25 protein-coding genes are annotated in these 24,125 nt (G+C 63.9%); 13 read left to right on the forward strand and 12 right to left on the reverse strand.

What is annotated here, in order from left to right; genetic code table 11:
- Positions 1-57: 57 nt before the first annotated feature.
- From BN1233_RS04830 to BN1233_RS04870, 9 genes are all read left to right on the forward strand, one after another.
- Complete coding sequence (locus BN1233_RS04830) at positions 58-1,062, forward strand: BMP family lipoprotein (RefSeq protein WP_046862217.1); 1,005 nt, start codon at positions 58-60, stop codon at positions 1,060-1,062.
- A gap of 80 nt (positions 1,063-1,142) precedes the next feature.
- A complete protein-coding gene (locus BN1233_RS04835; RefSeq protein WP_046862218.1) occupies positions 1,143-2,693 on the forward strand; it encodes an ABC transporter ATP-binding protein in 1,551 nt (516 codons plus the stop codon).
- Positions 2,690-3,790, forward strand: a complete 1,101-nt coding sequence (locus BN1233_RS04840) for an ABC transporter permease (RefSeq protein WP_046862219.1) — start codon at positions 2,690-2,692, stop codon at positions 3,788-3,790. Before BN1233_RS04835 ends, BN1233_RS04840 begins: the two co-directional genes overlap by 4 nt.
- A gap of 4 nt (positions 3,791-3,794) precedes the next feature.
- Positions 3,795-4,703 carry an ABC transporter permease gene (locus BN1233_RS04845; RefSeq protein WP_046862220.1) on the forward strand — a complete coding sequence of 303 codons (909 nt, stop codon included), beginning with the start codon at positions 3,795-3,797 and terminating at the stop codon, positions 4,701-4,703.
- Complete coding sequence (locus BN1233_RS04850; RefSeq protein WP_046862221.1) at positions 4,700-5,104, forward strand: cytidine deaminase; 405 nt, start codon at positions 4,700-4,702, stop codon at positions 5,102-5,104. Before BN1233_RS04845 ends, BN1233_RS04850 begins: the two co-directional genes overlap by 4 nt.
- A gap of 7 nt (positions 5,105-5,111) precedes the next feature.
- Positions 5,112-5,927 carry a purine-nucleoside phosphorylase gene (locus tag BN1233_RS04855; RefSeq protein ID WP_046862222.1) on the forward strand — a complete coding sequence of 272 codons (816 nt, stop codon included), beginning with the start codon at positions 5,112-5,114 and terminating at the stop codon, positions 5,925-5,927.
- Positions 5,920-6,696, forward strand: a complete 777-nt coding sequence (gene deoC / locus BN1233_RS04860; RefSeq protein ID WP_046862223.1) for a deoxyribose-phosphate aldolase — start codon at positions 5,920-5,922, stop codon at positions 6,694-6,696. Before BN1233_RS04855 ends, deoC begins: the two co-directional genes overlap by 8 nt.
- A complete protein-coding gene (gene deoA, locus BN1233_RS04865; protein WP_046862224.1) occupies positions 6,697-8,007 on the forward strand; it encodes a thymidine phosphorylase in 1,311 nt (436 codons plus the stop codon).
- Positions 8,004-8,945 (forward strand): 2-hydroxyacid dehydrogenase, encoded by a 942-nt coding sequence (locus BN1233_RS04870; protein ID WP_046862225.1) that lies wholly within the window; start codon positions 8,004-8,006, stop codon positions 8,943-8,945. Before deoA ends, BN1233_RS04870 begins: the two co-directional genes overlap by 4 nt.
- 25 nt (positions 8,946-8,970) lie before the next feature.
- On the opposite strand, the gene BN1233_RS04875 is transcribed toward BN1233_RS04870, so the two are convergent.
- Positions 8,971-9,843, reverse strand: a complete 873-nt coding sequence (locus BN1233_RS04875) for a C40 family peptidase (RefSeq protein WP_046862226.1) — start codon at positions 9,841-9,843, stop codon at positions 8,971-8,973.
- Positions 9,844-9,899: 56 nt separating this feature from the next.
- Positions 9,900-11,285 (reverse strand): leucyl aminopeptidase family protein, encoded by a 1,386-nt coding sequence (locus BN1233_RS04880; protein WP_046862227.1) that lies wholly within the window; start codon positions 11,283-11,285, stop codon positions 9,900-9,902.
- Between the two features lie 99 nt (positions 11,286-11,384).
- On the opposite strand from BN1233_RS04880, the gene BN1233_RS04885 reads away from it, so the two are divergent.
- Positions 11,385-12,227, forward strand: a complete 843-nt coding sequence (locus BN1233_RS04885; protein WP_046862228.1) for a tetratricopeptide repeat protein — start codon at positions 11,385-11,387, stop codon at positions 12,225-12,227.
- A gap of 435 nt (positions 12,228-12,662) precedes the next feature.
- On the opposite strand, the gene BN1233_RS04890 is transcribed toward BN1233_RS04885, so the two are convergent.
- The 10 genes from BN1233_RS04890 to BN1233_RS04935 form a co-directional block, all read right to left on the reverse strand.
- The gene (locus BN1233_RS04890; RefSeq protein WP_046862229.1) at positions 12,663-13,640 is read right to left on the reverse strand and encodes a type II secretion system F family protein; all 978 of its coding nucleotides are present in this window, start codon (positions 13,638-13,640) and stop codon (positions 12,663-12,665) included.
- 10 nt (positions 13,641-13,650) lie between these two features.
- Positions 13,651-14,622: a type II secretion system F family protein gene (locus tag BN1233_RS04895; protein ID WP_046862230.1), complete on the reverse strand. Its 972-nt coding sequence runs from the start codon at positions 14,620-14,622 to the stop codon at positions 13,651-13,653.
- A gap of 23 nt (positions 14,623-14,645) precedes the next feature.
- On the reverse strand, positions 14,646-16,115 hold the full coding sequence (locus BN1233_RS04900; RefSeq protein WP_046862231.1) for a TadA family conjugal transfer-associated ATPase: 1,470 nt from the start codon (positions 16,113-16,115) through the stop codon (positions 14,646-14,648).
- Between the two features lie 111 nt (positions 16,116-16,226).
- Positions 16,227-17,492 carry a CpaE/TadZ family protein gene (locus BN1233_RS04905; RefSeq protein ID WP_046862232.1) on the reverse strand — a complete coding sequence of 422 codons (1,266 nt, stop codon included), beginning with the start codon at positions 17,490-17,492 and terminating at the stop codon, positions 16,227-16,229.
- A gap of 242 nt (positions 17,493-17,734) precedes the next feature.
- Complete coding sequence (locus BN1233_RS04910; RefSeq protein WP_046862233.1) at positions 17,735-18,430, reverse strand: CpaD family pilus assembly protein; 696 nt, start codon at positions 18,428-18,430, stop codon at positions 17,735-17,737.
- Between the two features lie 11 nt (positions 18,431-18,441).
- Positions 18,442-19,917 (reverse strand): type II and III secretion system protein family protein, encoded by a 1,476-nt coding sequence (locus BN1233_RS04915; protein ID WP_046862514.1) that lies wholly within the window; start codon positions 19,915-19,917, stop codon positions 18,442-18,444.
- Positions 19,917-20,702 carry a Flp pilus assembly protein CpaB gene (gene cpaB / locus BN1233_RS04920; RefSeq protein WP_046862234.1) on the reverse strand — a complete coding sequence of 262 codons (786 nt, stop codon included), beginning with the start codon at positions 20,700-20,702 and terminating at the stop codon, positions 19,917-19,919. Before cpaB ends, BN1233_RS04915 begins: the two co-directional genes overlap by 1 nt.
- Before the next feature lie 99 nt (positions 20,703-20,801).
- On the reverse strand, positions 20,802-21,302 hold the full coding sequence (locus BN1233_RS04925; protein ID WP_046862235.1) for an A24 family peptidase: 501 nt from the start codon (positions 21,300-21,302) through the stop codon (positions 20,802-20,804).
- A gap of 111 nt (positions 21,303-21,413) precedes the next feature.
- A complete protein-coding gene (locus tag BN1233_RS04930) occupies positions 21,414-21,617 on the reverse strand; it encodes a Flp family type IVb pilin (protein WP_046862236.1) in 204 nt (67 codons plus the stop codon).
- Positions 21,618-21,626: 9 nt separating this feature from the next.
- Entirely contained in the window at positions 21,627-21,806 is a 180-nt protein-coding gene (locus BN1233_RS04935; RefSeq protein WP_046862237.1) for a Flp family type IVb pilin, read from the reverse strand.
- Positions 21,807-22,255: 449 nt separating this feature from the next.
- Here BN1233_RS04935 and BN1233_RS04940 point away from each other — a divergent pair, with 449 nt between their 5' ends.
- The 3 genes from BN1233_RS04940 (at position 22,256) to BN1233_RS04950 (ending at position 24,031) form a co-directional block, all read left to right on the forward strand.
- Positions 22,256-22,705, forward strand: a complete 450-nt coding sequence (locus tag BN1233_RS04940) for a pilus assembly protein N-terminal domain-containing protein (RefSeq protein ID WP_046862238.1) — start codon at positions 22,256-22,258, stop codon at positions 22,703-22,705.
- Between the two features lie 115 nt (positions 22,706-22,820).
- Positions 22,821-23,399, forward strand: a complete 579-nt coding sequence (locus BN1233_RS04945) for a TadE/TadG family type IV pilus assembly protein (RefSeq protein WP_082145150.1) — start codon at positions 22,821-22,823, stop codon at positions 23,397-23,399.
- Positions 23,396-24,031, forward strand: a complete 636-nt coding sequence (locus BN1233_RS04950; protein WP_046862240.1) for a TadE/TadG family type IV pilus assembly protein — start codon at positions 23,396-23,398, stop codon at positions 24,029-24,031. The genes BN1233_RS04945 and BN1233_RS04950 overlap by 4 nt, the downstream gene beginning before the upstream one ends.
- The last annotated feature ends 94 nt before the right edge of the window (positions 24,032-24,125 follow it).

Genomic DNA, 24,125 nt, shown 5'->3' on the forward strand with positions numbered 1-24,125 from the left:
TCCCATGCCATCGTCTGGCGCACCGGGCGCCGCCCGGCAGAAGGAGAACTCTCGCCGATGAGCATTGCCAAGCTCGGCCTCGCCCTCGCGGGCCTCGTTCTATCCGCTTCCGTAGCCCTGGCACAGCAGGCGGGTTTCAAGCCCGCCATCGTCTATGATCTCGGCGGCAAGTTCGACAAGTCCTTCAACGAGGGCGTCTTCAGCGGCGCCGAGCAGCTCAAGAAGGAATTCAGCATCGAATACCGGGACTTCGAGCCTCAGACCGATGCCCAGCGCGAACAGGCGCTCCGGCGGTTTGCCCGCGACGGCTACTCGCCCATCGTGGCCGTGGGGTTCAGCCAGGCGACGGCGCTCGAGAAGGTCGCGAAGGAATTCCCCAGCCTAAAATTCGCGATCATCGACGCAAAGGTCGATGCACCGAACGTGCAGTCGATCCTCTTCCAGGAGCATGAGGGATCCTTCCTTGTCGGCCTTCTCGCGGCTCTTGCCTCGAAAACCGACAAGGTCGGCTTCGTCGGCGGGATGGACATTCCGCTCATTCGGAAATTCGCGTGCGGATACGTCCAGGGTGTGAAACACACCGGCAAGGGAACCGAGGTGTTCCAGAACATGACCGGCACGACGGGGGCAGCCTGGAACGATCCCGTGAAGGGAGCGGAACTCGCCAGAAGCCAGATCGATCGCGGCGCGGACGTCATCTATCACGCGGCTGGCGGCACCGGGATCGGGGTGCTCCGCGCCGCGGCCGATGCGGGCAAGCTCGGGATCGGTGTCGACTCGAACCAGAACGGACTGCATCCCGGAAAAGTCCTGACATCGATGCTCAAGCGGGTCGATGTCGCGACCTACAACACCTTCAAGGAGGCCCGGGACAACACCTGGAAACCGGGCATTCAGGTCCTCGGTCTCAATGAGGATGGCGTCGGCTGGGCGCTCGATGAGCACAACGAAGCGCTCATCACGCCCGAGATGAAGGCGGCCGCCGAAAAGGCCGCTGCCGAGATCAAGGCCGGCACGATCAAGGTACACGACTACATGTCGGATTCGAAATGCCCGGTCTGATGTGACGAAATCCGGGTGCGCCGCTCCACATCGGACGTTCCGATGATCGATCCTCGCCGCCGGGGATGCGTAGGAGCTGCATGACCCCCGCCATCGAACTCGTCTCGATCAACAAGCAGTTCGGCGAGGTTCGCGCCAACAGAGACGTGAGCCTCGTCGTCCGGCACGGCACGATCCACGGAATCGTCGGCGAGAACGGCGCCGGGAAGTCGACGCTGATGTCGATCCTCTATGGCTTCTACGAGGCGGATTCAGGGGAGATTCGGATCGGTGGTCGACAGGCCCGGATCAGATCGTCCGCTGATGCCATCGAGGCCGGGATCGGGATGGTGCACCAGCATTTCATGCTCGTGCCGCCGCTGACCGTCGTCGAAAACGTGATGCTCGGGGCCGAGGGCGGCGCCTTGCTGCGCAGAGGCGAGGCGAGGGCGCGCGCCGAACTGGCGCGTCTGGCTCGCGAGTACAAATTGGATATCGATCCGGATGCGATCGTCGGTGAATTGCCGGTCGGGCTTCAGCAGCGTGTCGAGATCCTGAAGGCGCTCTTTCGCGGTGCGGATATCCTGATCCTCGACGAACCGACAGCCGTGCTCACGCCGCCCGAGGCCGATGCCCTGTTCGAGCTCCTGCGCGCGCTGAAGGCACAGGGCAAGACGATCCTTCTCATCACCCACAAGCTGCGCGAGATCATGGCGGTGACCGACCAGGTCTCCGTCATGCGGCGGGGCGAGATGATCGCAACGCTCGACACCGCATCGACCTCGCCTCCGGCCCTGGCGGAACTCATGGTCGGGCGGCGGGTGCTCCTGCGCGTCGAGAAAGGGGACCACGCGCCCGGAAAGCCCGTTCTCGAAGTCGATAATCTGTCTGTCATCGACCGGCGTGGTGTCCTGCGCGTTGCTCACATCTCGCTGACGGTCCGCGCCGGAGAGATCGTCGGGATTGCCGGCGTCGCCGGGAATGGGCAAAGCGAACTCCTCGAGACGCTCGCAGGGATGCGCCGTCCGACGTCCGGTACCATCCGCATCGCCGGGCGGGCGATCGAACCGTCGCAGCACGATCCGGATTCGTTTCGTCGCCTCGGCGTTCTTCACGTTCCCGAGGATCGCCTGCGCGTCGGTCTCGTTCCGGAATTCCCGGCCTTCGAGAGTGCCGTGCTCGGCTACTCGGATGATCCGGCGCTCGGGCACGGTCCGATCCTCGCCCATGATCGCATGATCTCGGACCTCGACGAGAAGATGGAGCGCTACGATGTGCGCCCGCCGGCGCCCAGGCTGAGGACATCCAAATTCTCCGGCGGCAATCAGCAGAAGATCGTGCTCGCACGGGAGATCGAGCGGTCGCCGCGCGTGCTGCTCGTCGGGCAACCGACCCGCGGCGTCGATATCGGCGCCATCGAATTCATCCATCGCCGCCTCCTGGCGTTGCGTGACTCCGGTGTAGGAATCCTCCTGGTTTCCGTGGAGATCGAGGAGATTCTCGCTCTCTCCGACCGAATTCTCGCAATGTGCGGCGGCACCATCATGGGTGAAAGACGCCCGGCCGACACGAGCGAGCAGGATCTCGGATTGCTCATGGCCGGGATCACCGGCGGGCAGCGGGAGCTCTCCGCATCGCGGAGCCTTTCGTGAGCGCTTCCCACGAATTGCCTCGATGGGCCGACACGGTGCTCGTGCCCGTACTCTCCGTCATAGCCGCCTTTCTCGTGGCAGGCCTCGTCGTGATGGGGATCGGCGAGAGCCCGCTCACCGCGACGCGAATCCTGATCGCCGGCAGTCTCGGCACCGGAGAGGGACTGGGCTTCACGCTCTTCTACGCAACGAATTTCATCTTCACGGGGCTTGCAGTAGCCGTCGCCTACCACGCAGGGCTCTTCAACATCGGTGGAGAGGGGCAGGCGACGCTCGGCGGAATCGGAGTTGCGCTCACAGTGCTCCATCTCGATTTCCTGCCGGGATTTCTCCTCGTTCCTCTCGGCATTCTCGGCACTGCCGCATTCGGGGCCGCCTGGGCGGCCATTCCGGGATATCTGCAGGCAAAGCGGGGCAGTCACATCGTCATCACGACAATCATGTTCAACTGGCTGGCGAGCGTCCTGATCGTCTACCTGCTCGTCAACCAGTTCCGCGAACCGACTTCCATGAACCCGGAATCGCGCACCTTTCCGGCGCAATCCCAGATCCCGTTCATGCACGACGTGCTGGCGGTGTTCGGCATCGAGATTGCCCCCTCGCAGCTCAATCTCACGCTCCTGCTCGCGCTGGCTGCCGCGGCCGCCATCTGGCTGCTCATTTACCGCTCGCGTCTCGGCTACGCGATCCGCGTCGTCGGAGCGAACCCGGCCGCGGCCGTCTATGCCGGGATATCACCCGCCCGGGTGACGATCCTTGCGATGATCATCTCGGGCGCACTGGCGGGCGGCCTCGCCGTGAACGAACTCATGGGCTACCAGCACCGGCTCCTTCTCGAATTCACGTCGGGCTACGGATTCGTCGGGATCGCAGTTGCGCTCATGGGCCGAGCGCACCCGGTCGGGATCGTTCTCGCCTCGGTGCTATTCGGCATTCTCTACCAGGGTGGTGCAGAGCTCGCCTTCGAGCAGCCGGCCATCACGCGCGATATGGTGGTGGTGATCGGGGGCATCGTCATTCTGTTCGCCGGCGCGCTCGACGGACTCTTCCGGCGGGCCGTCGCGGCCGTGATGCCACGCAGACTCGTCGAGGCCTGAGCGGATGGATCTGTCTGCGTTGATCACCGTCTTCGACTCGGCGCTGCGATTGTCGATCCCGCTTCTCGCCGCGTGTCTCGCCGGCCTCTGGTCGGAACGCTCCGGCGTCGTGGATATCGGGCTCGAAGGGAAAATGCTCGTCGCCGCCTTTGCGGCAGCAGCCGCGGCGCATGCCTCCGGTTCCGCCTGGATAGGGCTGACCGCCGGAGTTCTGGCTTCAGTAGCGTTCGCCCTCCTGCATGGCTTCGCGTCCATCTCTCAGCGCGGAAACCAGATCGTCTCGGGCGTCGCCATCAACATGCTGGCGGCCGGCCTCACGGCCGTCGTCGGGAATGCCTGGTACGGCCAGGGCGGGCGCACGCCTCCGCTCGAAGGGGAGGAGCGTTTCGGCGCCATATTCCTGGGGCACTCCTTCCTGGTCTACCTAGCGCTTCTCGCCGTTCCCGTCACATGGTTCGTGCTCGTGAAGACACGCTTCGGCCTGCGGCTGCGCGCAGTGGGCGAGAACCCGGCGGCCGTCGATACGGCTGGGATCTCGGTCGCGGGTCTGCGCTATGCAGCGGTCGTGCTCGCCGGAATCCTGTGCGGCCTTGCCGGAACCTATCTGTCCGTTGGGCAATCGGCCGGCTTCCTGCCGAACATGACTGCGGGAAAGGGCTTCATCGCGCTCGCCGCGCTGATCTTCGCGAAATGGCGTGCCTGGCCTGCCCTCGGCGCCTGCTTTCTGTTCGGATTGCTCGATGCGGTTTCGATCCGCCTGCAGGGCATCGTGCTTCCCGGAATCGGCGAGGTACCCGTGCAGGCGATTCAGGCGCTTCCCTATCTCATGACCGTCATTCTGCTCGCGGGTGTGATCGGCACCGCGATCCCGCCGCGGGCCTCCGGCATTCCCTATGTAAAGGAGCACTCATGACTTCCCTCGACGCCCTGTTCGAGGCTGCCCGTGACGTCCAGGCGCGCGCCTATGCACCCTATTCGCGCTTCAAGGTCGGCGCTGCGATCGCGACGGAGAGCGGCCGGATCTTCGCCGGCTGCAACGTCGAGAATGCCGCCTACCCGGTCGGGACCTGCGCGGAGGCGGGGGCCGTCGCGGCCATGGTCGCGGCCGGGGAGAGCCGAATCGCAGCCATGTTGGTGTTCGGAGAGGGAGATCAGCTCGTGACGCCTTGCGGCGCGTGCCGGCAACGTATCCGCGAGTTCGCCGAACCCCAGACCCCGCTCCACGTGGCGGGCCCAGACGGCATTCGCGCCGACTTCACTCTGGAGAGCCTGCTGCCTTTTTCCTTCGGCCCGGATAATCTCGCCCGCTCGTGAGCGGATCATGGACGATACCACCCAGGCGACGACGGCCTTCCTGCGGCAGCGCGGATTCGACCGGGCCTATTCGGCCGCGATCATTCTCGGAACGGGGCTCGGAAGCCTGGCCGACGAGCTGACCGATGCAGTGAGCCTCTCCTATGCGGATATTCCGCATTTTCCGCTGAGCCGCGTCTCGGGCCATGCAGGCAGGCTGATCGCGGGAACGCTCGCGGGGAGCCAAGTTCTGCTCTTCCAGGGGCGATCGCATTACTACGAGACCGGGGATGCGGGCGCGATGCGGATCCCGGTGGCGCTCGTCGCGGCGCTGGGAATACCGGTTCTCGTGCTCACGAATGCCGCCGGTTCCGTACACCCGGATATCCGGCCGGGAAGTCTCGTCGCGATTCGCGATCACCTCAATCTCTCGGGCACGAATCCGCTCCTTGGGGATCAGACGGAGCGCCGCTTCGTCCCGCTGACGGATGCCTACGAGCCTCGCCTGCGCGAGCTAATGCAGGCCGCGGCCCGTCGCTCAGGGCTCGTCCTGCCCCAGGGCGTCTATGCCTGGATGTCGGGCCCGAGTTTCGAAACACCGGCGGAGATCCGAATGGTCCGTATCCTCGGGGGCGATCTCGTCGGGATGTCAACGGTGCCGGAGGTGATCCTGGCGCGCTATCATGGGCTGCGAGTCGCAGCGGTTTCCGTCGTGACGAATCTCGCGGCCGGAATCGAAGGTACCGTGCCGAGTCATCAGGAAACGAAAGACGTTGCTATGGAAGCGGCCGATCGCTTCAAGCGCCTGTTGCGCGCTTTCATGCTGGAATTACAGGATGAATGATCAAGCGAATGATATGTCGGGTGTGGCGCGCCGCGTCTTGCAGTGCCTCGATCTGACGGAACTCGGTGATTCCTGCTCCGAGCAGGCGATCGACAAGCTGATCGCGAAGGCCCTCGATTCGCGGGGACCCGTTGCCGCCGTCTGTGTCTGGCCGCAATTCGTGTCCCGTGCGAGCGCCGGATTGCGTGGATCTACGGTGCAGGTCGCGACGGTCGCCAACTTCCCGGGCGGCACGAGCGAGATCGACCGTGTCGTCGACGACGTCTGCGAGGCCTTGAGTGACGGCGCCCAGGAGATCGACCTCGTACTCCCCTATAGAGCGTTTCGGGAGGGAGATGCGGAAGCGGGCGCCGAGATGATCGGTGCCGTGCGCGACGTGGTCGATCAAGAGCGAGTCCTCAAGATCATCCTCGAAACGGGCGAGCTCACGACGCCATCGCTGATCGCAGCCGCAAGCCGACTCGCGATCGAGGCCGGCGCAGATTTCCTGAAGACGTCGACGGGCAAGACGGCGATCTCCGCGACGCCGGAAGCCGTCGAGATCATGCTGCAACAGATTCAGCAGGCCGGCCGCCCAGTCGGCATCAAGCCTTCCGGGGGAATCCGCACCGTAGCCGATGCTGCGCTCTATCTGGAACTGGCGGATCGGATGCTCGGTGCCGGCTGGGCGACGCCGCGCACGTTTCGCATCGGTGCGAGCGGTCTTTATGACAACCTCGTTGCCGCCATCGATCACGGAACGAATTCCACGAGCACGGGAGCCTGTTAAGTGCATCTTCCACAGGAGATCATCCGCAAGAAGCGGCACGGACATGTGTTGTCCGATGAAGAGATCGCCTTCTTCATCGAGGGGCTGACGAATGGACGCGTCACCGAGGGGCAGGCTGCCGCCTTCGCGATGGCGGTATTCTTTCAAGGACTGTCCGTGCCGGAACGGGTCGCCCTGACGCGCGCCATGACTCATTCCGGCGAGGTTCTCGCCTGGGATCTTCCCGGACCTGTCCTCGACAAGCATTCCACGGGCGGAGTCGGGGATTGCATCAGCCTGCCGCTCGCGCCGATCGTGGCGGCGTGCGGCGGCTATGTGCCCATGATCTCGGGCCGCGGACTCGGCCACACCGGCGGAACCCTCGACAAGCTCGATTCCATTCCCGGCTATACGTCGCAGCCCGACATCGACCTCCTCAAACGAGTCACGCGCGAGGTCGGCTGCGCGATCATCGGCCAGACCGCGGATCTCGCACCCGCTGACAAGCGCCTCTATGCGATCCGTGACGTAACGGCGACCGTCGAGTCGATAGACCTGCTCACGTCCTCGATCCTGTCAAAGAAGCTTGCGGCCGGTCTGAACGGCCTCGTCATGGATGTGAAGTGCGGCTCGGGCGCGTTCATGTCGCGCCTGGAAGACGCCCGTAAGCTTGCCGAAAGCCTCGTTCATGTTGCAAACGGCGCCGGGCTGCCGACGACGGCCCTCATTACCGACATGAACCAGCCTCTTGCATCTGTGGCAGGCAATGCTGTCGAGATAGCCTATTCGATCGACTACTTGATAGGCCGCCAGCGTGAGCCGCGTTTTCACGAGGTTAATGTTTCACTCTGCGCCGCCCTGCTGGTGCAGGGACACCTAGCCGACAATGAGACTGCCGCACGGCGGCAGGTAGAAGACGCTCTCGCATCCGGTCGGGCAGCCGAGCGCTTTGCGCGGATGGTGGTGGCGCTGGGAGGACCGGCGGATATCATGGACCGGCCTGAGCGCCATCTCGCGCGCGCCGCGGTGATCCGGCCGGTTTTCGGCGAGCGAAGTGTCGTCTCCCGTATCGATACGAGGCAGGTCGGCCTTGCGGTCGTCGCGCTTGGCGGGGGCCGCACGCGGCCCCAGGACGCGATCGATCCCGCGGTCGGACTCACGCAGATCGCGCCGCTCGGCTCCAGGGTCGGCCCGGATGTTCCAATCGCTATCGTGCATGCCCGGAGCGAAGCCGAAGCCGATCGCGCAGACGCCTTGCTTCGCAAGGCCTACACTCTGGATTCCGACGCACCCATCGGCCCCCTTGTCTTCGATCGAATCAACGCACCATGACTCTCCTCGTTGCAACCACCTGGGATCCCGAGCCGTGGGTGGAGCGCTTTCAGAGCCTCATGCCCGAGCTTCCGGTCGTCATTCCCGGCGACATTTTCGATCGCCGGCGCGTCTCCTACGTCGCGGCCTGGGGGCCGAAATCCGGTGCTTTGTCGGGTCTTCCCGCCCTCGAGGTGATTTTCTCGCTCGGCGCCGGAGTGGATCACCTGATGGGCTATCCGGATCTGCCGCCGGTGCCGATCGTGCGCGTGATGAGCGACGACCTCACGACGCGCATGAGCGAATACGTCGTGCTGCATTGCCTACTGTATCTGCGTGACCAGAGGCGCTACGACGCGCAGCAACGCGCAAAGATCTGGGAACAGGATCGGTCACCGCCACGGGCCAGCGACGTGCGTGTCGGGATCATGGGAGTCGGCGTCCTGGGCCAGGATGCGGCGCGAAAGCTCTCGATGATGGGCTTCGATGTAGCCGGCTGGAGCCGTACGCCGCGAGCGGTCGACGGATTCGAGACATTCGCGGGGCGCGAAGGTCTCGATGCATTTCTCGCCCGCACCGACATTCTCGTCTGTCTCCTGCCTCTGACGCCGGAGACACGCGGGATTCTCAACCGAACTTTGTTCGAGCGTCTCGCGCGCGATGGTCGTCTCGGCGGCCCATTTCTCATCAATGCGGGACGCGGTGGTTTACAGATCGAGCAGGACATCGTCGCGTGTCTCGACGACGGCACCCTGAAGGGCGCGACGCTCGACGTTTTCGAAACTGAACCGCTCCCCGAAGATTCTCCGCTCTGGCTGCATCCACGCGTGACCGTGACGCCTCACGTCTCCGCCGTGAGCAGTCCGGACGCAACGGCGCGCTCCATCGTCGAACAGATCCGCCGTCACGAGGCCGGTGAACCGCTCGAGGGCGTGGTCGACCTAGCGCGTGGGTATTGAGCGCGCTCGGCGAGAGCGCTGATTTTCAAGCTGTCGATTCGAGAGACAGGCTGAGGCGGCGCACGGCCGTGATCGGCCCACCGTTCTTGGCTTTGATGCGGGCTTCGGCCTCGGCAAGCGGCTCGGCGGCGACGCACATGAAATGCGCATTGGCGTGAAGCAACAGCTTCGCGTCCGTCATGATGCCGACATGCCCGCGCCAGAACACGAGGTCACCGCGCTGCAGGCCGTCGAGTTCATCTCCGATCTCGATCGGCTTTCCGAGTTGCGCCTGCTGCATGTCGCTGTCGCGGGGAGCAGCAATCCCGGCGGCCGCGAGCGCGACCTGGACGAGACCCGAGCAGTCGAGCCCGAGGCTCGTCTTGCCGCCCCAGAGATAAGGCGTGTGGAGGAAGTGTTCGGCAACCGCAACGAAATCAGGCTCGCGCGCCTCTAGCTCCGCGAGATGCGGCGCATAGATCCAGGAATGGTCGGCCAAGCGGGCGTAGTCGCCGTCGCGATCCATGGCTGTCACGGCGGATCCGAGACTCACGTAATCGAGAGGAGGGAGCTTCAGGTTCGGGCCCGGAAACAGAAAGCTGCGGATTGCCGCCACCCGATGAGTCGGCGCCGGCCCAGGCTCGCCGAGCGCGGCCGCGGGAATGTAGCCCACATAGCCGTCGCGCTCGAGCTGGCCCCAGGACCAGCCCTCGTGCTCGTCGAATACGGTGACGCCCTCGCCGAGAAGCGCTTCCGTGTCGAGGGGTGCATCGGGCGCGGGATGACGGCGAACCGGCGCGCTCGGCACAGTGACGCGATGAGGATGCCCAGCTGCGAAGCGCTCGGCTTCGACCCGCCCGCGCAAACGCTCATCCGCGAGATCCGGGCGAACGGGGGTGATGCGCCGGTCGAAGGTCATTCCGGGTTCTCCATCCTGCGAGAGGTATCGCGTCCAGATCAGCAGCTCAACGCCGGTCAGGAGCGGCCAACATACCGCTTCTTCACGAGAGCGTAGATCAGGCGCGCAGCCTGCACCTCGCCGCCCTCGGGACGGCCGGGCTTTGCGGCATTCGTCCAGCCATAGATGTCGAAATGGATGTGCGGGCTCTCCGTCACGAACCGGCGCAGGAACAGGGCTGCGGTGATCGAGCCGGCCATCGGGCCGCCGATATGGTTGATGTCGGCGATCTTCGAATCGAGCTGCGAGGCGTAGGGAGGCCAGAGCGGCAGGCGCCAGACGGGATCGTTCACCTCGAGGGAGAGGCTCGAAATCTCCGCGGCGAGGGACTCGTCCTCGGTATAGAAGGGCGGTAGGTCCGGTCCGAGGGCAACGCGCGCCGCGCCGGTCAGCGTCGAGAAGTCGACGACGAGGTCGGGCTTCTCCTCGTCCGCGAGCGCCAGCGCATCCGCCAGGATCAGGCGGCCTTCCGCATCGGTGTTCCCGATCTCGACCGTGAGGCCTTTCCGGCTCTGCAGGATGTCTCCGGGCCGGAAGGCCGAGCCCGAGATCGCGTTCTCGACCGCGGGGATCAGTACCCGCAGGCGGACGGGCATGCCTGCGCCCATGATCATCTCGGCAGTGGCCAGAGCCGCAGCCGCGCCGCCCATGTCCTTCTTCATCAGCAGCATGGACGAGGAAGGCTTGATATCGAGGCCGCCGGTATCGAAACACACGCCCTTGCCGACGAGCGTGATCTTCGGCGCGTCCTCCGCGCCCCAGACGAGGTCAACGAGACGCGGCGCCGATGCGGAAGCCCGCCCGACTGCATGGATCATCCGGAAATTGCCGGCGATCAGGTCGTCCCCGACGATGCTCGATACTGTTGCCCCGTAGCGCTCCGCGAGCGAGCGCACTGCTTCTTCGAGCGCCTCGGGGCCGAGGTCGTTCGCAGGCGTGTTGATGAGATCGCGTCCGCGGCTCACGGCTTCGGCAATCCGGGCCATCTCCTCGGCGTCGACGCCGACGGGCGGAACGAGACGCGCGAGGCGCTCGGGGCGCGAGCGGTAGCGCGTGAAGGCATAGGAACCGAGCAGCCAAGCGAGAACCGCGAGCGCGGCGTCATCAGGTGCGGGCTCCAGCCGATAGGTTCCCTCCGGGAGCAGCCCCGGCAGCTTGCCGACGAGAAACGGATCCCGTCGCTTCGCATCGGCTGCATCGAGGCCGAAGACGATCGCGAGGAGCCCGCCTTCATTGTCGGGGAGGAGACAATGCGCCCCGGATTTCGGCTCGAACTTCTGAGCCTTCGCGAAACCGGCGGCGAGAGGGGGCAGGGCGTCGAGAACGGCCGGCCATGTCTTCTCCGTCACGAGGTGGATCGGAGTGGCGGCATCGTCCGGAGAGGCGAGGAGGGGATGAGGCATGTTGGGCCCGGGCCTGGAGCTTGGCAGTTAACGCTCCATTAGGGTTAACGAACTATGGATGAGGCATGGCGGCAGGTTCGCCGTCGAGGAGTTGGTCTCATGATGCCCTGCGCGCCGCAAGCCCCCCGGCCCGTCTCGGTCCGCTGGCGGATGCTCGCAGTGGTCGCACTCACGGCGCTTTCGGTCTCAGGCTGTTTCAAGCGTGGCGCTCCCGAAGTCACCGGCGCGATCCCAGGGCCCTCACAGGCGACACCGGAGATCTGGCGCAAGCAGGCGGACATCTGGGGGCCGCGGTTCGAAGCGGAGCCCGGCAATTCCACGGCGGCGATGCATTATGCACGCGCCCTGCGGGCGCTCGATCAGAAGCCGCAGGCCGTCGCCGTCCTGCAGCAGGCCGCGATCCGCAACCCGAAGAATCTCGAGCTCCTTGCCGCCTATGGGAAAGCCCTGTCGGAGGTCGGGCGCTACAAGGAGGCCGCGGAAGTGCTCGGACGCGCTCATACGCCCGAGCGTCCCGACTGGCGCGTGCTCTCGGCTCAGGGTGCCGTCGCGGACCAGACGGGCGATCATGCGCTCGCCCAGGACTACTACATGTCGGCGCTGAAGCTCGCACCCAACGAGCCGAGCGTGCTGTCGAATCTCGGCCTTTCCTATGCCCTCGCGAAGCGCCTCGATGACGCCGAGCGCACCCTCCTCGATGCGGCCGCGCAGCCGAAGGCGGATGCGCGCGTGAGGCAGAATCTCGCGCTCGTGCTGAGCCTGCGCGGAAAGTTCACCGAGGCCGAGGCTGCGCTTCGCAAGGACATGTCGGCGGAAGAGGCCGCGGCGGTGCTGGCGGATTTGCGCGGAATGGCCGCGAAGTCGAAAACGGTTGCGGCGAAAAGGCCGGAGAAGAAGTTGCCAGCAGGTGAGGAGAGCCCGCCCGCGGACGCGCAAATTTGACGTCCTCGCGTCTGAGGCCGGGCGCTGGATTGCTTCCGCAGGCGTGATGTACTGCCCGTTTCATTGCACTTCCGTCATTGCGGACCGCAGACGCGCTGCGCTGCCCCTTACGCCGCACCTCCGTCCTTGCGAGCCCCAAGCGAAGCAGTCTACCCGTCGACGTATGCGCGCCTGGATTGCTTCACTGCGTTCGCAATGACGAAGAGGGTCTGAGGGCGGGCGGCGCAGGGGCGGAAACGGAGTAGCGGCGGACCCACTGCCGTCCGTGTGGCCTGTCGTCATCAGACCTGCCGCGGACTCACTGCCTCATTGCGTACCGCAGACGCAACGCACCATCTATTCCGCCGCCTCCTCGTCATTGCGAGCCGAAGGCGAAGCAATCCAGAATCGCAACCTCTGCAGTCAAATGCATGAAGAATGGCGTGCAGCGCGTCCTCAATCCAGCTTCATCACCTGAATGATCGCCGGCGTCAGGATCACGATGAAGAGGACCGGCAGGAAGAACAGGATCATCGGCACTGTGAGCTTCGGCGGCAGCGCCGCGGCTTTCTTCTCCGCCTCGTTCATCCGCGTGTCGCGGCTCTCCTGGGCGAGAACGCGCAGGGCCTGTCCGAGTGGGGTGCCGTATTTCTCGGCCTGCACGAGTGCCGTGGCAACTGCCTTCACGGGTTCGAGGCCCGTGCGATTGGAGATGTTTTCGAAGGCGACGCGCCGGTCGGGCAGATAGGACAACTCGGCCGTCGTGAGGGTGAGCTCTTCCGCCAGCGGCACGGATTGCGATCCGATCTCGATGCTGACGCGGCGGAAGGCCGCTTCGATCGACATGCCGGATTCCACGCAAATGAGCAGGAGATCGAGCGCATCGGGCCACGCCTCTCTGATCGAGGCCTGCCGCTTGTTGATGTTGTTCGTGAGGAAGATCTCCGGCAGCTTCACGCCGAAATAGACGGCGCCGATCGTGATCCCGACGAGGATGAGCGGTGGCTGGTTCACCGCCTTGAGCACGAAGAGATAGAAGATCGCCGCCACGAACAGCCCAATCGGAGTGACGAGGCGAAAGAACAGGAAAGCGACTTCTGCGCTTTGGCCTCGATAGCCGGCCATGACGAGCTTCTGCTTCGCGGTTTCCGTGCCGAGCCACTCGCTCAGCCGGAACTGATTCACGATCTGCCGCATGAAGGCTTTCGGCTCTTGGCGGAGCGTCGGCCTCTGCTGCGCGCGGGCCAGCCTCTCGCGCTCGCGCGCCCGGATTTTTTCGCGCTCCGTTGCGACCGCCTTCATCCGCTTCCCGAGATTGTTCACCTCCATGAAGGGGGTTGCGAGCGTCCATACGGTAGCGGCCGTCGCGATTGCGACCAGCAGCATCGCCAGGAATTGCGGGTCGTCGATCCGATCCTGAAGAAGCGTGAGCATCGGGATTCCGTCAGACCTTGAAGTTGATCATCTTCTTCATCACGAAGATCCCGATACTCATCCAGACGAGTCCGCCTCCCATGGCGATCTTGCCCGTCCTCGTGGTCCAGAGGAGCGTCATATAATCGGGGCTCGAGAGATAGGTGAGGATCGCCACAATGAAGGGCAGCGCTGCGATGATGGCGGCGGAGGCCTTCGCCTCCATGCTCATCGCCTTCACCTTGTCGCCCATCTTGCGCCGCTCGCGCAGAACACGCGAGAGATTCCCGAGCGCCTCGGAGAGATTGCCGCCGGCCTTCGCCTGAATAGCCAGAACGATGGCGAAGAAGTTTGCTTCCGCCACCGGAACCCGCTCGTAGATCTTGCCGACGGCCTCCGGCACGGTCATGCCGACGGCCTGAGCCTCGACGGCAAGGCGGAACTCGGTCTTCACTGGATCGCCAGCTTCGCTCGCAACGATGCGCAGGCAGTCACCGAGAGGCAGACCTGACCGAATGCCGCGAACCACGACATCGATCGCGTTCGGGAGCTCGAGGACGAAGGCGGTAATCCGCTTGCGCGCGAGATAGCCGAGCACCCAGCGCGGAATCCCGAAGCCGCCCACGAATGCGGCTCCGATGGCGATCAGCGGATTCCTGAGCGTGACGAGGATTGCGAGCCCCAGCAACAGGCCGAGCGCCACGCTCCCCATATAGAAGCCTTGCTTCGACCAGGTCACTCCTGCGCGCGCAAGGCGCTGCTCGATGCCGACCTTCTCACGGTCCTTCTGGCGCTGCTCGATCTCCTTGAGGGTTTGGGCGACCTGCTCCTTCCGGCTGACCGCCGCGATCCGCTCGCGCCGATCGATCGGGGAAGCGACCAGCGCCTTCTGACGCTTCGCAGCGCGGGCCTCTCCGGACAGGATCGGATAGAGGAGCACATAGGCCACTGCGCCAGCCGCAACGGTGATCAGAATGGTAACGGCGATCTGGCTGTCGAACATGGGCTCACTCGGTGCTGCGGCTCTCAGACGAGGCCCGGACCACCCTTCGCCTCCATCGCGTCGAGGGCCGCTGCGAGATGTGTTTCCTCACCGTAGTAACGGGCGCGTTCCCAGAACCGCGGGCGACCGATGCCGGTCGAACGGTGCCGGCCGATGAGCTTCCCGCTCGGGTCCTCACCGACGATGTCGTAGAGGACGATGTCCTGCGTGACGATGACGTCGCCCTCCATTCCCATGACCTCGGTGACATGGGTGATGCGGCGGGAGCCGTCGCGAAGCCGCTGCGCCTGGACGATGACATCGACGGACGAGCAGATCATCTCGCGGATCGTGCGGGAGGGGAGCGCGAAGCCGCCCATCGTGATCATTGATTCGATACGCGACAGGCATTCGCGCGGCGAGTTCGCGTGCAGCGTGCCCATCGAGCCGTCATGGCCCGTATTCATGGCCTGGAGGAGATCGAAGGCCTCCGGTCCGCGTACCTCGCCGACGATGATCCGTTCCGGCCGCATGCGGAGACAGTTGCGGACCAGATCCCGCATCGTGATCTGGCCCTGTCCTTCGAGATTGGGCGGGCGCGTTTCGAGCCGCACGACATGCGGCTGCTGCAGTTGCAGCTCCGCCGCGTCCTCGCAGGTGATGATGCGCTCGTCTTCCTCGATATAACGTGTGAGGCAGTTCAGGAGCGTCGTCTTGCCGGAGCCCGTGCCACCCGAGATGACAACATTGCAGCGCACGCGGCCGATGATCTTCAGGATTTCCGCGCCTTCCGGGGAGATCGCGCCGAACTTGACGAGCTGCTCGAGCGTCAGCTTGTCCTTCTTGAACTTGCGGATCGTGAGCGCCGGCCCGTCGATCGAGAGCGGCGGGGCGATCACGTTCACGCGCGAGCCGTCGGGCAGGCGCGCGTCGCAGATCGGAGAGGACTCGTCCACGCGGCGCCCGACCTGACTGACGATCCGCTGGCAGATATTCATCAGCTGCTGGTTGTCGCGGAAGCGCACGCCGGTCAGCTGGATCTTGCCTCCGACCTCGATGAAGGTGCGTCCGGCCCCGTTCACCATGATGTCGGCAATGTCGTCGCGGGCGAGCAGCGGCTCGAGCGGTCCGTAGCCGAGCACGTCGTTGCAGATGTCCTCGAGGAGCTCTTCCTGCTCCGCGATCGACATGACGACGTTCTTGAGGAGGATGATCTCGCTGACGATGTCGCGGATCTCTTCCCGCGCCGATTCCTGATCGAGGCGCGACAGCTGCGCGAGGTCGATGGCCTCGATCAGCGCGCCGAAGATGGCGCCCTTCGTCTGGTAGTAGTCGTTGGAGCGGCGGCTGTCCTCCGGACCGGCTGCGTTGCCCGACTGCTCGAGGGTGCGGATCGCCTGACTCGCGGCAAGGTTCGGAGTCGATGCGGGCGTGGAGGCCGGGCGTGCGGACGGAGTGACGCGCGCGACCTCGAGGCCGCCCGTCGATGCCGTTCCTGTCCGCTTCCCGAACATGATCTCTCAGCTCCTCTGTCCCGGGTCGGGCACGATACGAACAAGCGCGCCCGGTCCCGATCGCTTCGCGGTCAGCCGGAGAGCCGGCTGACTCGATGCTTCCAATCTGCCCTAGGATGCCTTCCTGCGGGTAAACTTCGCGATAATGGGTGCCAAGAGGCCGCTTTTGCGTTTCGGCTCGGTCCGGCCGGTAACCGAAGCGGCCAGCTCGACGAATAAGGTGTTCACCTTGCTCCCGGGCTGCACCTCGGCGACCATCTGGCCATTATTGGCGGCGGTGCCAAAGAGTTGCGCATCGAAGGGAACGACGGCCGCGAGCTCGACTTCGAGCGCCTTTGCGAATTCCGCCGGGGCGATCTCGGGCCGCTTCGGCATCCCCGTGAGGTTCAGTACGACTTTCGGCTTCCCGTCATTCGGGCGCGCCGTCTTCAGGACGTCGAGAATGTTCTTCGTGTTGCGAAGCGAGGCGAGTTCGGGCGCCGCCACGATGACGATTTCGTCGGCGCCGATGAGCGTGCGACGGGCCCAGCTCGTCCAGGTATGCGGCATGTCGAGGACGATGCTTGGGGTCGAGACGCGCAGCAGATCGAGGAGCTGATCGAGCGCATTCTCGGTTAGGTCGATCGTGCGGTCGAGCATCGCGGCACCCGCGAGGAGGCTGAGATTGTCGCCGCATTTCGCGAGGAGACGGTCGACGAGATTTCCGTCGAGGCGCTCCGGCGCGAAGACCGCATCCGCCACGCCCTGCGAGGGATCCTGGTTGAAGTCGAGGCCCGCGGTCCCAAACGCGATATCGAGATCGACGATCACCGTCGACGTGGCGAGCTGGCGGGCGATCGCCCAGGCCAGATTGTGCGCGACGGTCGATGACCCGACGCCGCCCTTGGCGCCGATGACGGCGATCGTCCGACCTATCGGGTCAGTGCCGGGCGCATGATAAAGTTCCGAGACCGACTGAATAATGTCGAGCGGCTTGACGGGGGCGATGAGATATTCGCTGACGCCCCGGCGGGTGAGCTCTCGGTAGAGCAGGACGTCATTGACGTGCCCGATGACGAGCACTTTCGTCCCTGCTTCGCAATGCTCGGCAAGCTGGTCGAGGCCTGCAAGGAGAGCATCCCGATCGTCCGTCGATTCGAGGATGATCACGTTCGGCGAGGGCTGGTCACAGAGCACGTTCAGGGCGGTCCCGAGGCCACCCGAGGACGTCGTGACCTGCGCCTTGAGCAGGCGGCGGTCCTTCGAGGCAACCTCGATTGCGGCCTCGGTGGCGCCCGTTGCGCAGAAGGCGTGCATCGTAATGCGCGGAACGGGCGCAATGAGCGCGCTCGCGTCGGCTACGGATTCCGCATCCTTCTCCTGCACCCTGTCGCTCATCTCTTCCCCCGATCTCTTCGTTCTTCGACTTCAGCTATGAGCATGATTTCGGATAACGCAGAGTTACTCCCGTAAGCTTGCGCCTCACCTCTCCCTGCAGGGGAGAGGTGAGGCTCCGTCTCTCCCTTGATGGTAGAGGTCGACGCCCGAAGGGCGGCGGGTGAGGGTGGCGGCGCGACGTCGAAAGTCACGCCGCATCTCGAGCTAAACCCACCCGCACAACACTATCTCCAAACCCCACCTCAATTGCCGACTTCGCCGATCGAGGCGCCTGTTTCACGATAAACTGTGCTCGGATCCTGGCCCTTGCGGAGCTTCTCGAGATTGCCGACGCGGCGGATCGTATCCGGGCGTCCCTCCGCCCGACCACCGACGAGGTCGGCCGGATCGGCGACCTGCGCCGCAATGTTGGACTGCATGGCGCAACCGAGATTGTGATAGGGCTGATTATTGTTGTTGAACACGGGATCGCTCACGCCGAGATCCTGAGGCCAGAGCCCGCAATAGCTCGCGACCTTCGCGGCGAGGGCTCGGAACGACAGGCGGACGGGCGCCGCGAGCGTCGGGTCAATGACCGGGTAGGCGGTCGAAACGACAGGGACGCGAGCATCCGCAAGGAGAGACCTGATCGTCGCCGCGGCCTGTGCGGCGCCGACTGTATTGGGACCTTGCGGGACCGCGATGGTGATCGGTCCCTGGCCCTTGCTGCGGTATTCCGTGACGAAACCGGCGAGATCCTCACGTTGCCGGCGGTTGAGGCTGCGGCCGGACACGAAGAGATCGAGATGCTCCGGCGCATGCGTGATCACGATCGGATGCCGCTCGCGATAATCGTTCGGATAGACCGATCCGGTGACGACACGGTCCGGGGCACAAGCCGCCAGGAGCGCGGGAAGAGCGGAGATCGCAAGGACGGTTCTGAAGGAGAGCGATGTCATGGTGCTGCCGGTCAGTCGGTGATGAAGCCGAACTTCGCATTCGCGCGGACCTGCACGGGGCGCGCGGGAGCTAGTCCGTAGAGTCGGTTGAGCCGTCCGAGCAGAATCGCTTGGCCGTCATGGGAGTCGATGAAGCCGTCGTCCGGGCGAGCGACCTGGGCAGGACTCATGGGCTTGGCGATCAGGGGCGTCACCATGATCATCAATTCGGTCTCTTTGCGCTGGTAGTCCCGCGAGCGGAACAGCGCACCGAGCACGGGCAAGTTCAAGAGACCCGGCACGCCGTTGATGGCTTGGCTGTTCGCCTGCTGGATGAGACCAGCCGTCATCATCACGGCGCCTGAAGGCAACTCGACCGTCGTCTCCGACTTCCTGACCTTCATGCCGGGAACGACGATTTGTCCGATGCGAAGCGAAGCTTCCGCATCGACTTCGGTAACTTCCGTTCCCACGCGCAAGGAGATGCGATTCTCGGAGAGAACAACGGGCGTGAAATGAAGGCTCACGCCATAGGGCTTGTATTCGACGCCGATCGAGCAACTCCGGAATCCGGAGATGTTGCTGCAATCCTCCGATTTCGGAATCGGAATCTCGCCGCCCGCCATGAATTTTGCGGTCTCGCCCGAGATCGCCGTCAGGGTCGGCTCGGCCAGTACGCGCGAGACTCCGGCCCGCTCGAAGGCCTGGAGCGTCGCGTTCGCCTGGAACCCGCCGCGCGAGATGCTGGCGGACAGGAAATTTCCCGGATTCGCTGCCGGGTTGATCGAGAACGGGTTGATGTTTCGGAAATCGTTGTTCGGTGGGTCCCCGAGCAGGGACCAGGAGCCGGACGTGTTGACCCCGAACTGCTTCAAGACCGTGCGGGCGACTTCGACCACGGTGACCTTGAGCATCACCTGATCCTTACCACGGATCGTGAGCGCATTGATTACCGCGCCCTTCGTGGCAATCCCGTTATCGGCGGAGATCCCCACGAAGGCATTCGCGATATCGACCGCCTGCTGGGCCTCCATGGCCGAGGCGACGCTGCCCGTCAGAAGAATGGATTCGCCCGCGGGCCGGATCTCGATGTGAGCGAGCGGGAGCGCGGTTCTCAATGTCTGCCTGAGGACGTTCAGGTCGCGGCCGACATTGACCTCGAGGGATGCGATCTGCTGCCCGTCGGCATCGACGACCGTCATCGAGGTGACGCCGTTCGCAAGCCCGATCATCAAGACCTTGCGAGTCGACCTAACGATGGCGTTCGCAACCTTCGGATTGGCGACGAAGACTTCCTTGGCGTCCCGGGGTAAGTCGATCGTCAAGGATCGACCGATCGACAGATCGATCCTCCGCGCGCCGTGACGATCGATATCCGGTTGAACGAGGGAGGCGGGCTCGTCGACAGAGCCCCGGAGCCCGTTAGCCGATGCGGGACCGTGAGCGGTCATGCCTGCGCTCACCAAAGCGGTCGTGCAGGCGACGCGGAGAAGGGCGGATCGGGTCATCATGGCTGATGGGCCTGTTGCTGGACGCCGAAGCGGATAATCTGGAGAGGAGTATTGCGCTCCTCTCGTTTCGGCGTGCCGGTCTCGTTCACGTCGGCAAGGCTTCTCAGAGCGAGAGAGAGCTGGCCGACCTTCTGAGCCAGAACGACCTGCTCGGCTTGGGCAGGCGTCAGCTCGAGGGTGGCGGTCTCGCCGGTGACGACCTTCTCACCGTTCCGCTCCTGGACATTCTGGCCGATCGCGAGGACGCGCACGTTCGTCAGGATGATTTCGGATTTCGTGATCGAGGCCGCGCCTTCCTGGGAAACCTGCGAGGTTTGGATGACGTCGACGCGATCGTTCGGGAGGATGAAGCCGCCGGCATTCGTCGTGCCGCGGTTGTCGATCGCGATGGCCAGTGCGCGCATTCCGGAGGGCAGGATCGCCGACATGAAGCCGCTATCGGCCTTGATCAACCGCTCCCGCCGGATCGGCTCGCCGGGCAGGAAGGGGCTTCGCACGATGGCGCCGGTGAGTTCTTCAACGATACCTGCTTCCTCTGATTTCTTGATGAGCCCTGTTGACGGAACGTCAACCGGCCATGCCTGCCAGCGCATGTTCTCGGGCTTGAGGCCATGTCCGAGAGGGAGATCTGCGGCAGCGACCAGAACTTCGAGCGCAGGTGCAGCTGGGGCTGTCATTGCGACTGGCGTCTCAACAGGCTTCGTCCCGCTGCGCATCATGAGGGCGGCGCCAGTGCCAGCCGCTAAGGCAATTCCGAGGACTGCAATACGGGCTAATTTCATCGCCTTGAATCCGAGGCCGCGCCTCTAGGGCGCCGCGTTCTCAGTTCAAGCAGGGAATGGTCAAGGTATGGTTAATGTGCTGTAAAATGTCGACCGGGCTCAGAAGCCGGCGCGCCAGATGGCGGAGGACGGATAGATGAACAGGGCGGCTGCCGCGAGGGCAATCCCATAGGGGACCCCCGTGCGTCGGTCGTGGAGGCGCGAGGCCCAGGTCCAGCCGAGGGCAAACGCCGGTAGAGGAAGACCGCGGAATATCAGGATGAGAAGGGTCAATGCTCCGCCTGCAACCGAGGCCAACAGAACGAAGTCGAGCAGGCTGCCGAAGCCCAGCCACAGAGCGACAGCAGCCGCGAGCTTAGCATCACCGCCCCCGATCCAGCCGGCAGAGAACATACCGAATCCGATTAGGAGAACGAGAGCGCCGCTCGCAAAATGTCCGGCTAAGCCAGAAACAGGAATTCCGACGAGGAATGCACAGAATGCGAATCCTCCTGCAAGCAGCAATGAAACGCCGTTCGGGATCGTCATCGTGAGCAAATCGCTCGAGGCGGCGAAGATCACCAAGAGAGGGAAGAGAAGGAGAAGGGTGATCTCGATCATTAGGCCCGCCGTGTAGGAGAGAGGTCCACTCAGAAAACGTCGATTAGGCGCGTCCTCCTGCGATCGGGAGTGCTCAGGCGTGAAAAATGACCGGAAGCAGCAGGCTTCCGGTCATTTCGGAAACGCATCTACAACGGCTACGAAGAGCTCAGTTACCTCAGAGCCGATGGTGTTCATCATTCCGAAAATCGAAATGCTGATTACCATCGCGATCAGGCCGTATTCGATCGATGTCGCGCCACCGTCGTCGGTGGCGCAGTTGTGCACGACATGTGTCGTGCACAGCCAACGATGCATCTGCACCATGCTGATCATGATAGAAGATCAGGGAGTACCGTTAGCCTCTCCCAGCTTGGTGGAGACCGTCTCGAAAGTAGTTTTCAACTCGCCCCCGACCAACTGGAGTGCGGCGATGATGGCCACCGCAAGAAGTGCCGCGATCAGGCCGTACTCAATGGCCGTGGCGCCGGACTCGTCGCGGATGAAGCGCTTGATCGAGTTCATGGGTGTGCTCCTGTGACTTTGGTTGCCTCACTCGTCCGTCGACCTGGTTTTTCCGTGGTCAATCAGAACCGAGGTCGAGAATAAGGGTGCCCTCTTGCAGGGCGGTTAAGCTCATCAGTTAAAAACTTCCGAATTGGCTGCTTTCGCGGGGCGGTTAACAAACGAATACCGGGTTGCGTTCAGTTGAATGCAAATCGTTACATTGGAACGCGTCGTCGATCATCGCCCGTCGGATTATTGTCCCTGTAGGCGAACATGCCCTTGTTACTGCTTGCGTGGCATGCGGGCAGGAGAAGGTCTCCTGGAGTGATCTCGTCGAGCTCGTGCGAGTTTTCGCTAGCCGGCCAGCTACTACATTTGAGCGGCCTGAAGTCTGGCGCACTTCATTTTCTTTTCGTTCACCAATCCAGTCTATCCTCAACGGATCTCATGTTCACGGGTGTGTTGCCATGCGTATTCCTGCTGTTGTCGCGTGCTGCCTGGCCTTCTCGGCGCCAGCAGCGGCGACTGACCGGATCGGGGCGGAGCCTATCAATCTCGTGATCGATCATGCACGGGTGCTCAGGCTTCCCGACCCGACGCAGACCGTGATCGTCGGCAATCCGATCATCGCGGACGTTTCCGCGCAGCGGAACGGGATCGTCGTTCTGACCGGCAAGAGCTACGGGCGAACCAATTTCATCGCGCTCGACGCGTCGGGCTCGATCCTCACGGAGACGACGATCAGCGTCCAGGCCCCTTCGGAGTCGATGGTGACCGTTCAGCGCGGTTTCGACCGTGAGTCATATTCGTGCACGCCAGATTGCCAGCCCTCGCTGCTGCTCGGCGATGCCACGAAGTATTTCAGCGACGTTGGCGGTCAGGCCGGGCAGCGCAACCAGCTCGCGACGTCCAAGTAAGCCCGCCGGTTCGCTGCAATTTTCGGTTTCCCGGCAACCCGGCGGCAATTGCTCGTCCTTAGGATCACCCTCCGGAGATCATGTGTCATGACGCCGGAAGAGGCTTGGGACCAGAATGTCCGTGTTGCTTGGAAGAATGCCGACCTTGCGGGTCCGGGCCGTCAAGCGGTTCAGTCAGGATGACAGCGGCGCCATGGGCGTCGAGCTCGCGCTCGTCGCTCTCCCATTCTTTGCCGTGCTCTTCGCAGTTCTCGAATCCGCTCTCGTGTTCTGGGCGAACCAGGTGCTCGGGGCCGCGACCGCGGATGCAGCTCGCGAGCTCTATACCGGGCAGTTCCAGAAAGCGAATGTCAGCACGCCCGCCGAGGAGCTGCCGTCGCGGTTCAAGCAGGAGGTCTGCAGACGCATCGGAGGCCTGATTCCTTGTTCTTCCGTGCGGATCGACGTCAGACGATCCACGTCCTTCCCCGGTGGTGTTCCCGTCCCTATCGTCACGAAGCCGGATGGTACGCAGGAGGTCGACCCGGCATTCGGCGTCTACGAGGAGCCCAAGCCGACCGAGGTCGCCCTCGTGCGGGTCATCGTCGAATACCCGGTGCTCGTGCCTCTCATGGAGGCCATGAAAGGATCGCTCAGTGGAAACAAGCGCCTCCTCATGAGCAGCGCCGCTTTCCGGACGGAGAAATACAAATGATCCGGCGGCTTCGAGAGACACTTCACAGATTTCGGCGGGCGACGCAGGGCTCTATTGCGATCGAGTTCGCGATGTCCTTGCCCGTGATGATCACCGTCTATTTCGGGGTCGTGACGTTAGGCAATGGCTTTGCGACGAAGCAGCGCCTCGAGACGCTCTCGCGCACGGTGGTCGATCTCGCCGGCCGGCTCCCACTGCTTCCGCCGAATTACACGTCGCAGATCAACGCAGCTGAAGTCACGAACATCGCAACCGCTGCAGCAGCTATCATGGCTCCCTACGAGTCGAGAGGCTTGACGATGACGCTCGCGAGCATCGTCGTGCAGTCGCAAAAAGGTTCGGGCATGATCGGAAAAGTCTGCTGGAGCGCCGCGCGGAGCGTCGCGGCCGATGGAACGCTGCAGGTGGTGGCGGTGCCGGCGCAATATGTGGAAGGCGCTGTCGTTGCCGTGCCGGAGGGTTACCGCATCCCCGGCAACGCGTATCTCGTCAGTGACGTGGAACAGGTCTATCGCCCGGTCATCGGCAACGCGATCACGGGTGACATCAATCTCCGGGATACAGTCCCGTGGCCGTCGCGGAATGGGATGCAGGTCGTGTGGCAGGGTAAGGCGGCTTGTCCGACGACGTAAACTGAATCCGCAGCGTTTCCCCCCTCACCCGCGCGCTTCGCGCGCGACCTCTCCCTCCAGGGGAGAGGTGACGTGCGGGCTGCCGACGCTTCGA

Source organism: Microvirga massiliensis, assembly GCF_001006805.1.
Taxonomy (GTDB): domain Bacteria; phylum Pseudomonadota; class Alphaproteobacteria; order Rhizobiales; family Beijerinckiaceae; genus Microvirga; species Microvirga massiliensis.

Coding starts and splice junctions, on each gene's coding strand:
- BN1233_RS04830 (WP_046862217.1), top strand. CDS start 58: ATGAGCATTGCCAAGCTCGGCCTCGCCCTCGCGGGCCTCGTTCTATCC.
- BN1233_RS04835 (WP_046862218.1), top strand. CDS start 1,143: ATGACCCCCGCCATCGAACTCGTCTCGATCAACAAGCAGTTCGGCGAG.
- BN1233_RS04845 (WP_046862220.1), top strand. CDS start 3,795: ATGGATCTGTCTGCGTTGATCACCGTCTTCGACTCGGCGCTGCGATTG.
- BN1233_RS04850 (WP_046862221.1), top strand. CDS start 4,700: ATGACTTCCCTCGACGCCCTGTTCGAGGCTGCCCGTGACGTCCAGGCG.
- BN1233_RS04855 (WP_046862222.1), top strand. CDS start 5,112: ATGGACGATACCACCCAGGCGACGACGGCCTTCCTGCGGCAGCGCGGA.
- deoC (WP_046862223.1), top strand. CDS start 5,920: ATGAATGATCAAGCGAATGATATGTCGGGTGTGGCGCGCCGCGTCTTG.
- BN1233_RS04870 (WP_046862225.1), top strand. CDS start 8,004: ATGACTCTCCTCGTTGCAACCACCTGGGATCCCGAGCCGTGGGTGGAG.
- BN1233_RS04875 (WP_046862226.1), bottom strand. CDS start 9,843: ATGACCTTCGACCGGCGCATCACCCCCGTTCGCCCGGATCTCGCGGAT.
- BN1233_RS04880 (WP_046862227.1), bottom strand. CDS start 11,285: ATGCCTCATCCCCTCCTCGCCTCTCCGGACGATGCCGCCACTCCGATC.
- BN1233_RS04885 (WP_046862228.1), top strand. CDS start 11,385: ATGATGCCCTGCGCGCCGCAAGCCCCCCGGCCCGTCTCGGTCCGCTGG.
- BN1233_RS04890 (WP_046862229.1), bottom strand. CDS start 13,640: ATGCTCACGCTTCTTCAGGATCGGATCGACGACCCGCAATTCCTGGCG.
- BN1233_RS04895 (WP_046862230.1), bottom strand. CDS start 14,622: ATGTTCGACAGCCAGATCGCCGTTACCATTCTGATCACCGTTGCGGCT.
- BN1233_RS04900 (WP_046862231.1), bottom strand. CDS start 16,115: ATGTTCGGGAAGCGGACAGGAACGGCATCGACGGGCGGCCTCGAGGTC.
- BN1233_RS04905 (WP_046862232.1), bottom strand. CDS start 17,492: ATGAGCGACAGGGTGCAGGAGAAGGATGCGGAATCCGTAGCCGACGCG.
- BN1233_RS04910 (WP_046862233.1), bottom strand. CDS start 18,430: ATGACATCGCTCTCCTTCAGAACCGTCCTTGCGATCTCCGCTCTTCCC.
- BN1233_RS04915 (WP_046862514.1), bottom strand. CDS start 19,917: ATGACCCGATCCGCCCTTCTCCGCGTCGCCTGCACGACCGCTTTGGTG.
- cpaB (WP_046862234.1), bottom strand. CDS start 20,702: ATGAAATTAGCCCGTATTGCAGTCCTCGGAATTGCCTTAGCGGCTGGC.
- BN1233_RS04925 (WP_046862235.1), bottom strand. CDS start 21,302: ATGATCGAGATCACCCTTCTCCTTCTCTTCCCTCTCTTGGTGATCTTC.
- BN1233_RS04930 (WP_046862236.1), bottom strand. CDS start 21,617: ATGATCAGCATGGTGCAGATGCATCGTTGGCTGTGCACGACACATGTC.
- BN1233_RS04935 (WP_046862237.1), bottom strand. CDS start 21,806: ATGAACTCGATCAAGCGCTTCATCCGCGACGAGTCCGGCGCCACGGCC.
- BN1233_RS04940 (WP_046862238.1), top strand. CDS start 22,256: ATGCGTATTCCTGCTGTTGTCGCGTGCTGCCTGGCCTTCTCGGCGCCA.
- BN1233_RS04945 (WP_082145150.1), top strand. CDS start 22,821: ATGTCCGTGTTGCTTGGAAGAATGCCGACCTTGCGGGTCCGGGCCGTC.
- BN1233_RS04950 (WP_046862240.1), top strand. CDS start 23,396: ATGATCCGGCGGCTTCGAGAGACACTTCACAGATTTCGGCGGGCGACG.